Below are 7,682 nucleotides of genomic sequence, written 5' to 3'. Positions count from 1 at the left end.
CGCCTGCCCCGAAGCCTCGGCGAAGTCCCGAAGAGCCTGCTCCGGGGCAGATCCTTCCCGCCTTCGCCAGGGCTTCGGCGCGGCTGGCCGCTACGCCCAGGATGAGAGGCAGGAGACCGTCTGGACGAGGTGTGTCACCGCGCCAGCTTCTTTGCGAGCTCGACGACGACCCCCGGCAGCGTCTCCATCTCCCTGCGCGTCGTCCGGAAGTTGACGATGCACGCGCGGAGCGCGAACTTCCCGAAGACGACGGCGTTGGAGAGGTAGAACCGGCCGTCCTCCTGGAGGGCGGTCAAAAGATTCTCGTTGAGCTCGTCGAGCGCCTTGGGATCGGTCATCCCTTCCGGGACGTAGCGGAACGTCACGATCGAGAGGCCCACGGTCAGGAGGTCGAGGCCGGGCGTCCGCTTCACGGCTTCGGCGAGCACGCCCGCGAGCGCGCAATCGTCAGCCATCATCCGGACGGCGCCCTCGCGCCCGGCGCGCCTGAGCCCGAGCCAGACCTTCAACGCGCGAAACCCTCGCGAGTTCTGCATTCCGAGCTCGTAAAAGTTGATCGTGTCGGGGTCCTGCTCGAAGTGGTAGTACGGCGGCCGGAACGAGAACGTGTCGGCGAGCACTTCGCGCGAACGGACGAGCGTGCAACCCGCCTCGACCGGCGAATAGAGCCACTTGTGGGGATCGACGGCGACGGAGTCGGCGAGTGCGAGGCCCTTCAGGTCCGCCGAAGCGTCCGGCAGCGCTGCGGCGAGTGCGCCGTACGCGCCGTCGACGTGGAACCAGCAGCCGTGGCCCCTGGCGATCTCCGAAAGCGCCGGAAGCGGGTCGACGGCGCCGGTCCCGACCGAACCCGCGGTTCCGACGACCAGGAACGGGCGGAAGCCGCGCGCCTCGTCCTCGACGATCGCGCGCTCGAGCGCGGCCGCGTCCATGCGGAGCGCGCCGTCGACGGGGATCCATCGAATCGACTCCGTACCGAGGCCGAAGAGATCGGCCGCCTTGTAGATCCAAGTGTGGGTCTCGGCCGATGTGTAGACGCAGAGCCGCGAACGACTCGGGTCGATTCCCTTCTCGCGGGCGTCGGGCGCCTTCGCGCGGCGCGCTGCGAGGAAACCGACGAAGTTCGCCATGTTGCCGCCCGAGACGAGGATCCCGCCGTCGCCGGGATAGCCGATGAGCTCCGCGATCCAGCGCACCGTCTGCGCCTCGATCTCCGTGGCCACCGGCGAAAGCGCGAACGCCCCGACGTTCGGGTTGACCGAGGCAGCGAGGAGATCCGCGAGCGCGCCGATCGGAGCGGCCGACGACGTGATGTAGGCGAGAAATCCCGGATGACCGTTGAAGAGCGAGTGGTCGAAGAGGAGCCCGGCCGCCTCGTCGAGGAGGGGAGCCGCGGGCGCGCTCTGCTCGGGAAGGCCGGCGTCGCCGAGGACCGCGCGCACCTCGGCCGGCGTCTCGGCGGGAGTCACCGGCCCGTCGCGGAGCGAGCCGAGGAACCCGGCGATCCGGTCGACGAGGGAATGCCCGAGGGTCCGGAACTCTTCGGGAGACATCTCCAGGGGCGCTTGGCGATCCATCAAGGTATCGTTCATTCGCTGGATGATAGACGAGCCTCCGCGGGCTCGCGCTGGCCTTGAGAATGCCGCGCCCGGGAATGGCTGACCCCTTGCTACGCTCTGCATCGTGCGCGTCGAGTCCACGCCGGCCGGCCTCTTCCTTCCCGACGTCGGCCTCCACGTCGATCCGGTCCTGCCGGTCGAGGCCGCGGCGATCACCCACGCCCACGGCGACCACGCCCGCGCGCTTCCGGGGCTCCTCTACGCCACGCCCGAGACCGCGGCGGTGCTTCGGGTCCGCACGGGGGCCGCACCCGCCACGGTCGAGGCGGCGTGCGGCGCGCCCGTCGACCTGCGCCGGCCCGGAGCAGCGCCCGCGCGCCTGACCTTCTTCCCGGCCGGCCACATCCTCGGTTCCGCGGGCGTCCTCGTCGAATGCGGCGGCGAGCGCCTCTTCTGCACGGGAGACGTCAAGCTCCGGCCTTCGCTCACGTGCGCCCCGGCCGAGATCCCGGAGTGCGACCTGCTCGTCATGGAGTCGACGTTCGGGCTTCCGGTCTTCCGGTTCCCGCCGGTCGAAGCGCTTCGCGCGGCGATCCTCGCGCACGCCCGCGCCGCGCTCGCCGAAGGGGAGACGCCGGTCTTCCTCGGGTACGCCCTCGGGAAGGGGCCGGAGATCGCGAAGATCCTCGGAGAAGGAGGGATCCCGACCTCGCTCCACGGCGCGATCGCGAAGATGACGAAGGTGTACGAGTCGTTCGGGGTCTCCTTTCCGGAAGCGGCGCCGTACGAGGAGGGGAACCTCGACGGCCGCGCGCTCGTCGTCCCGCCCGCCTGCCGGAACCAGCCGATCGTCGCCCGACGCCGGAAGGTTCGCGTCGTCGCGGTGACCGGGTGGGCGCTCCTCGACGCCGCGTACGAGCGCTACGGCGCGCACGGCCTCGTCCCGCTCTCGGACCATGCCGACTTCGACGGTCTCCGGCGGATCGCGGAGGTCTCGCGCGCGCGGAGGGTCTTCACGGTCCACGGGTTCGCCGAGCCCTTCTCACGCGTCCTCGCGCTCGCCGGAATCGACGCCGCTCCGCTCCCCGCCGCGCGCCCGGAGGAGACGTGAAGGGGTTCGCGCTCGTCGCCGCGAACCTTCGCGCGACGCGCCGCACGTCGGGGAAGATCGACCTCGCCGCGGGCTATCTCGGCGCCCTCGATCCCGCCTCGCTCCCGATCGCCGCGCGGTTCCTGTCGGGGCGGCCGTTCTCCGCGCGCGAGGAGCGGACGCTCTCGGTCGGCGGCTCCGCGATCTACCGCACGGGGCGCGCGATGTTCCCGGAGATCGACGACGAGACGCTCGGCGACTGTTTCCGCGAGGTGGGGGACGCGGGAGAGACGTTCGCGCTCCTCCAGCGCGGGCGCGGAAGGGAAGAGGACCTCCGGCTCTCCGAGGCGGCGGAGTTCTTCGATCGCCTCGCCGCCACGCGCGGCGTCGAGCCGAAGCTGTCGCTTCTCGCCGGGACGCTCGCGCCTCTGGCTCCCGACGTTCTGAAGGAAATGGTGAAGCTCGCGACCGGCGGGCAGCGGACGGGCCTTTCGATGCTCCTCCTCGAGCAGGCGATCGCCCGGGCGTTCTCTGTCCCGGTCGAGGCGGTCCAGCGCGCGAACCTGTTGTCGGGCGACGTCGGCCGCGTCGCCGGGCTCGCACGCGCCGGACGACTCTCCGAGGCCGAGCTCGTCCTCTTTCACCCGCTCGGGTTCCAGCTCGCCGCCGTGTACGAGCCGGGCGACGAGCTTCCGTGGGAGCGGATCGTCGTCGAGGAGAAGTTCGACGGCGTTCGCGCGCAGGCGCACGTCGCTCCGTCCGAAGCGCTCTCTTCGGGCCGGGTCGCGCTCTTCTCGCGCACCCTCGACGAGGTCACGCGATCGTTTCCCGAGATCGCGAAACGCCTGGCCGGCTTGGCGGTCCCGCTCGTCGCCGACGGCGAGATCCTCGCCTGGGAGAACGGCCGCGCCCTCCCGTTCGGCCGCCTCCAGAAGCGGCTCGGGCGCAAGAAGGTCGACGCCGCGCTCGCGGCCGAGGTCCCGCTCGTCTTCGTCTTCTACGACCTTCTCGCGTGGAAGAACGAGCTCGTGATCGACCTCCCGTTCGCGGAGCGCCGCAAGAGGCTCGAATCGCTCGTCCTCCCGCCCGGCGCCTTCCTCTCGCCGGTCTCGCGCGCGCAGAGCGCGGCCGACCTCGAGCGTCTCTTCGACGCCGCGATCGCGCACGGGAACGAGGGGCTCATGATCAAGGACGAGAGTGCGACCTACGCGCCCGGCAAGCGCGGCCGGAGCTGGCTCAAGTACAAGAAAGCCCGCGCGACTCTCGACGTCGTCGTGACGGCGGCCGAACCCGGGCACGGCAAGCGCGCCGGGCTCCTCTCGGACCTGACGTTCGCCGTCCGCGCAACGGACGGCTCGCTCGTCAACGTCGGCAAGGCGTACTCGGGCCTGACCGACGCGGAGATCGCGGAAATGACCGCGACCTTCAAGAGGATCACCGAGAAGATGTACGGCCGGACCCGCCTCGTCCGCCCGGAAGTCGTCCTCGAGGTCGCCTTCGACGGGATCCAGCAGTCGAAGCGCCACAAGTCGGGCTACGCGCTTCGCTTTCCCCGGATCCTGCGGCTGCGCCGCGACAAGCCGGTTTCCGAGATCGACACCGTCGAGCGGGTGGCGTCGTTGCACGACGAGCTCCTGGCAGGTCCCGCGAACGCGACTCCTCGGTCGTCGCGCACGGGCTGAGGCGAACCGGGTTCGCTCCGCCGGATCGGCGGCATTGTTTGGCGGATAATCGCCCCCATGCCGAAGCAGCACAAGCTCACCCCGCTCGAAGAAACGCTCGAGGCCTGGCGCGGCGCGCGCGAAGGCGTGATCGAGGAGGCGGAGAACGTTCCCGCGTCGAAGTACGGCTTCCGGCCGACGCCGCGCTCCCGGACCGTCGCTGAGCTCCTCCGGCATATCCTGGAGGTCGGCATGATGGCCGCGGGCGAGCTCTCGCGGAAGGACACCGACCTCCACCGCGCGCCGTGGCCCGAGCTCCTCGCGCTCTACACCGCGCCTCTGGCGAAGGCGACGAACCGCGCCGCGATCCTGCGACTCCTCCGGAGCTCGATCGGCGACGCGCAGAGGAAGCTTCGCCGCGCCGGCGAGCGGGAGATGAGGAAGTCCATCACCCGCTTCGACGGCCTGAAGGGAACGAAGCTCGCGTGGCTCGACCATGCGATCGCGCAGGAGGAGTACCACCGCGGACAGCTCGCGCTGTACGAGAGGCTGATGCATATCGAGCCCGCGCTGACGCGCCACATCCGCACGGGGAAGTAGGAGGCGCCGTGATACGGGTCGTTATGCGGGTCCGTTCGGCCTGCCGCCCGCACGACGTACGCTCACCGGTACGCCTTAGCGGTCGGCCGGCCGCCCGAAACCGCCTTCCAACCCGTCTGACGGCGCCTCGGGGAGTAAACCGGGGGAGCGGGCCGGGCTCGCGCCTCGCCGCGCGTGGCCGACCGGTCGATAACAAGGCTGATTTCCGCAAGTTTTTCCGTTTGTCGGCGTGAGGGAAGACACGAAGCGCACGGCGCCCGTCACCTGACACGGAGGCATCGCCCTTTCGAGAACCGCTGCGGTGCGGTCAGACGTGCCGGAAGACGGGTTCGGCGGTCCCGCCGGGCCCGCATAACGGCGCGTATCACCGCACCGCTAGCGCTTCCTTCCCGAGACCACGAAGTAGTTGAGCAACACGAACAGGTCGGGATTGGCCCAGTAACCCGCCGCCGCCGCTTCGAGCGCGCTCATTTCTTCGGCCGTCATCACGCCCGCGCGGACGAGCGGGGTGAGCATTCCGATGTCGAACTGTCGCCGGAACGGCTCGGTCCCGAGCTCGTCGCTGTGCGCGACGGCCGTCGCGACCGTGACGTCCGTGAAGCCGGCGCGGGAGAGGATCCTCCAGAGCCTCCGGCCGATGCGGCGGTTCCCGCCCGCCTTCGCCTGGAGCGCGGCGATCTTCTTCGCGAGCTCGGCGAAGCCGGGGATCGGGGGATCGAAGATCGTGAGCAGATCGTCGTCGGCGTCGATGATCGCGAAGGCGCCTCCCGGCTTGATGATCCGGAACGCCTCGCGCGCGACGGCGTCGGGGTCGGGAAGGTGCTGGAAGAGGAGCCGTGCGAAGCCGAAGTCGAAGCGATCGGAAGGAAGCCCCGTTGCGTCGGCGGAGCCGTGCACGAAAGTCACCCGCTCGAGACCTCGGCCGGCGAGATGCGCCTGCGCGTCGGCGAAGAGTGACGCGTCCCGGTCGAGGGCCGTGATGCGCGCGCGCGGGAAGGCTTCGAGGATCTGCCCGGTGACGAACCCCGGCCCGCTCCCGAGCTCGACGACTTCCTGGCCGTCGGAGAGCCCCGCGGCTTCCATCGCGCGTTTTTCGGCCTTCCACGCGATCGCGGCCTGGAGGCCGAGTCTTTCGACTTCGGAAGCGCGGTCGCGGTTGGCGCGGGCGACGTCGTAAGAACCGGGCGGGCTCCCCATGCGCGCATTCTAGGCGGAAAACGCCGCGGAGCGCCCGAACGGATCGAGTCATTTTGATCCCGTTGGATCAAGCGGAAGGGCCCCTCTCGAGCGTAGCGTGAATTCGTTCTCGAGAAGGAGTGACTTCCATGAAAACGGTGAATCGATACGTCGCGACGGCCGCGATCCTTGCGCTCGCGTGCGCCTCCGCGGTTTCGGCCTCGGGTTTTCGCCTCGTTTCCTATGAATCCGGGGATCTGGAAACGCTCGCCGCTCCGGCCGCGGCGGTCGCCTCCGGCGTTCCCCGCAACATGCCCGTGATCGGGCGTCTGCTCGGCGCCGAGGACATCCTCTTCCGGACGTCGGTCGACATCCAGAACAACACCGACACCGCGACCCTCGTGACGTTCTGGATCCACGGCAACGACCTTCGAACCGGCGAGGGGATCTCGGCGTACGGCAACATCACCAACGACGAGACGGACACGCTGATGAAGGGGATGACGAATTTTCACAGCGACGACCTGATCGCGGACCTGGTCGACCAGCAGTTCCTTCCCGCGTCTCTCCTTTCCGACGGATTCCTCGGATCCGCCTTCGCGGTCTTCCAGGGGTTCGGGACCGGGCAGGGATCCTTGCAGGCGCGGTTCTACAGCGAGGTCGGATCGGGCGGTGGCGGGATGTCGGGGGGGACGATCGGCGTCTCCATGAACAGCAACGACATCGGGCGCAACGAGCCCCGGACGCTCTACGGCGTGTTTCGCGACACCCGCGGATTGTCCGGGACGCCGCAGCTCTACTCGAACATGTTCCTGAACAACGTCGGCTACGTCAACGACCAGAGCATGCTCGTCGCCGACACGATCGACGTCCGGCTGACCGCCTACTCCACGACGACGTGCGAGGAGACGGGAGTCGTCCGGACCGTCCGGCTCGCCCCGTACCAGACCGTCGGGGTTCCCGAGGTCGTGAAGTACATGGGCATCTCCCCGCCGGGGGAAGACGACACGATCATCGTCAAGGCCGAGGTCGTGAGCGGCCTGTCGGCCATCCAGGGCGTGGGAGCGATCATCGACCAGACGACCAAGGATCCCTCGGGATTCGAGATGCATGAAGTTCGTCCCGTCCAGACCACGGTGCCGAGTGTCGCGGGGACGTGGAACGTGACGTTCACGATCATTGCGGGCTCCGGCGCGGGAATGCCTCCCCCCGGGTCGCAGAGTCCCGGGCGCATGACGCTCGTCACCTCCGGCTCCAACGTGTCCGGCACGTTGTACGGATCGTATTACTCCCCGCAGTATCACGAGCAGATCGAATGGGGAATGCAGATCGCGGGGACGGTCAACAGCCAGGGAGTCGTCAGCTTCACGATCACGCAGATCACCGCCTGCGCCGGGCCGATGACGGGCCCGGGTTCGATTACCCTCGCGGCGGACGGCAACCACATCAACGGGAGTTATTCCGGACACGACAACTGCGGCCATTCGGTCACGGCCAACATCAGCGGAGGCCGGATCTTCTAATAGTCGCGGTCTCGAAACTCGTCGTCGGGCGCCGGCATCGCGGCGCCCGACTCATTTCAGCCCGCCGGCATCG

General features: G+C 69.2%; 6 protein-coding genes. 4 read left to right on the top strand and 2 right to left on the bottom strand.

All coding sequences use genetic code 11. The annotated features are described in order from the left end of the window. Positions 1–134: 134 nt before the first annotated feature. Positions 135–1,577, bottom strand: coding sequence for an aminotransferase class V-fold PLP-dependent enzyme (locus VKH46_11645; protein ID HKB71490.1), 1,443 nt, complete (start codon positions 1,575–1,577; stop codon positions 135–137). Positions 1,578–1,683: 106 nt separating this feature from the next. Between VKH46_11645 and VKH46_11640 the strand changes: the two genes are divergently transcribed. Genes VKH46_11640 through VKH46_11630 form a run of 3 tightly spaced genes read left to right on the top strand, consistent with a single transcriptional unit; the run spans position 1,684 to position 4,910 of the window. Continuing rightward, a complete protein-coding gene (locus tag VKH46_11640) occupies positions 1,684–2,670 on the top strand; it encodes an MBL fold metallo-hydrolase (protein ID HKB71489.1) in 987 nt (328 codons plus the stop codon). Next, positions 2,667–4,331, top strand: a complete 1,665-nt coding sequence (locus tag VKH46_11635) for an ATP-dependent DNA ligase (protein HKB71488.1) — start codon at positions 2,667–2,669, stop codon at positions 4,329–4,331. The genes VKH46_11640 and VKH46_11635 overlap by 4 nt, the downstream gene beginning before the upstream one ends. Positions 4,332–4,388: 57 nt before the next feature. After that, entirely contained in the window at positions 4,389–4,910 is a 522-nt protein-coding gene (locus VKH46_11630) for a DinB family protein (protein ID HKB71487.1), read from the top strand. Positions 4,911–5,285: 375 nt separating this feature from the next. Here VKH46_11630 and VKH46_11625 read toward each other — a convergent pair whose 3' ends face one another. Beyond that, positions 5,286–6,107: a methyltransferase domain-containing protein gene (locus VKH46_11625; protein ID HKB71486.1), complete on the bottom strand. Its 822-nt coding sequence runs from the start codon at positions 6,105–6,107 to the stop codon at positions 5,286–5,288. A gap of 128 nt (positions 6,108–6,235) precedes the next feature. Between VKH46_11625 and VKH46_11620 the strand changes: the two genes are divergently transcribed. Next, complete coding sequence (locus VKH46_11620) at positions 6,236–7,609, top strand: hypothetical protein (GenBank protein ID HKB71485.1); 1,374 nt, start codon at positions 6,236–6,238, stop codon at positions 7,607–7,609. The last annotated feature ends 73 nt before the right edge of the window (positions 7,610–7,682 follow it).

It is taken from the genome of Thermoanaerobaculia bacterium (assembly GCA_035260525.1).
Taxonomy (GTDB): Bacteria; Acidobacteriota; Thermoanaerobaculia; order UBA5066; family DATFVB01; genus DATFVB01.
The sequence above is the reverse complement of the archived record's forward strand: the minus strand, read 5'-3'. Positions and strand labels throughout refer to the sequence as shown.